The 1904-nt window shown below is 73.1% G+C and carries 3 protein-coding genes; 2 read left to right on the top strand and 1 reads right to left on the bottom strand.

Annotation, left to right across the window (positions count from 1 at the left end):
• Both HUX53_RS00490 and HUX53_RS00485 read left to right on the top strand, forming a co-directional pair.
• The coding region (locus HUX53_RS00490) for a glycosyltransferase family 9 protein (RefSeq protein WP_303623137.1) at nt 1-303 on the top strand (303 nt) is incomplete at its 5' end.
• 9 nt (nt 304-312) lie between these two features.
• Entirely contained in the window at nt 313-1269 is a 957-nt protein-coding gene (locus HUX53_RS00485) for a UDP-glucuronic acid decarboxylase family protein (protein ID WP_176401181.1), read from the top strand.
• Nucleotides 1270-1336: 67 nt separating this feature from the next.
• On the opposite strand, the gene HUX53_RS00480 is transcribed toward HUX53_RS00485, so the two are convergent.
• Nucleotides 1337-1738, bottom strand: a complete 402-nt coding sequence (locus HUX53_RS00480) for a DUF2267 domain-containing protein (RefSeq protein ID WP_176401180.1) — start codon at nt 1736-1738, stop codon at nt 1337-1339.
• Nucleotides 1739-1904 lie beyond the last annotated feature (166 nt).

Genomic DNA, 1904 nt, shown 5'->3' with positions numbered 1-1904 from the left:
GACCTTTCCGGCCGCACGCCCCTCCCGGAGCTGGCCGCGCTCGTCGCGGCGGCCCGGCTGGTGGTGTGCGGCGACACCGGCGTCGCGCACCTCGCGACCGCCTTCCGCACACCGTCGGTGCTGCTGTTCGGCCCGACGCCGCCCGGCCGCTGGGGTCCGCCCGACCGCGCCGAGCACCGCGTCCTGTGGGCGGGCCGCCACGGCGACCCGCACGGGCGCGAGCCCTGTCCCGGCCTGCTGGAGATCTCCGCGGACCAGGCCGTCGAGGCCGCCGGGACGGTGCTCACCCTGGAGAACCGATGAGGGGGAATCATGAGACATCCACGCGCCGTCGTCACCGGAGGGTCCGGCTTCCTCGGCTCGCACCTGTGCGAGGCGCTCCTCGCCGAGGGCATCTCGGTGGTGTGCCTGGACAACCTGCTCACGGGGACGTCCCGCAACATCGCGCACCTGACCGGGCGGCGGGACTTCACGTTCTTGAAACGCGACCTCACCGAGCCGGTGCACGTCCCCGGCGAGGTCGGCTACGTGTTCCACCTCGCCTCGGCCGCGTCGCCGGCCGACTACCTGCGCTTCCCGATCCAGACCCTCGAGGTCGGCAGCCAGGGCACCCGCAACGCGCTGGAGCTGGCCGAGGCCAAGGGCGCCCGGTTCGTCCTCGCCTCCACCTCCGAGGTGTACGGGGACCCGCTGGTGCATCCGCAGCCCGAGTCGTACTGGGGCAACGTCAACCCGGTCGGGCCGCGCAGCGTGTACGACGAGGCCAAGCGGTTCGGTGAGGCGCTGACCTCGGCGTTCCGGCACTCCCGCGGCCTCGACGCGGCGATCGTGCGGATCTTCAACACCTACGGGCCGCGGATGCGGCCCGACGACGGGCGGGCCATCCCGACGTTCCTGCGGCAGGCGCTGACCGGCGAGGACCTCACCGTGACCGGGGACGGTTCGCAGACCCGCTCGATCTGCCATGTGGACGACACCGTCCGCGGCATCCTCGCGCTCGCCCTGTCCGGCCATCCGGGGCCGGTCAACATCGGCAGCCCGTACGAGATCTCCATGGCCGACCTCGCACGGCTGATCATCGAGCTGACGGGCTCGCCGTCCGGGATCCGGTTCATCGGCCGTCCCGAGGACGACCCGCGCGTCCGGCGCCCGGACACCGGCCTGGCCGAGGACGTGCTCGGCTGGCGCCCGCGCATCACGGTCGAGGAGGGCCTGCGCAGCACCATCGAGTGGTTCGGCAGGGAACTGCTCGTCGCCCGCCCCGCCTGACGGGCGGCCCTGGGGCAACGGCCGCGATGAGGGTCATCGCGGCCGTTCGCACACCCGGCTGGGGCGCTCAGCCGTTGTGGCCGGCCGCCACCAGGTCCCGGAGATCGCCGGGGAGGCTGTCGCGCACCTTCTGCGCGACACCGCCCTGGGTGGCCTCGTCGGCCACCTCCAGCACGACCCGCGCCAGGTACGCCGAGCGGGGCTCGTCGGTGCCGGACCGGACGGCGATCCGCTCGATGAAGTCGTGCCGGTCGAACCGCTCGCCGGTCCCCGCGCCGCCGTAGACCTCGGTCCGGCGCAGGTGCTCGCCGATCTCGTGCGGCAGCTGCGCCGCGAGGTTGTCGGCGAGCCCCTCCGGAATCCGCTCGCCGAGTGTCTCCAGGACGGCCCGGGTCGCCCGCTCCGCCTCCCCGTGGCCGGAGAGGTGGGCGCGGTTCTGGACCTGTCCGATGAACTCTTCATGCCGCATGACGGACGCTCCTCTCTGCGTCTGAAATGCGGAAACTGCCCGATATATCCGATCCTTAACGCGCGCCGAGCACGTCCAGCAGCTCGCCGATCACGGTGCCGTCCGCCGGGAGCGCGGGCGCCCGCCCCGCCCCCTCCGGCGACCCGTCCCTTTTACACATCTCCGC

This window comes from Actinomadura sp. BRA 177 (assembly GCF_013372625.1).
In the GTDB taxonomy this organism is placed as follows: Bacteria; Actinomycetota; Actinomycetes; order Streptosporangiales; family Streptosporangiaceae; genus Spirillospora.
Note: the sequence above shows the minus strand (reverse complement) of the source record. Positions and strands in the feature narration are given on the sequence as shown.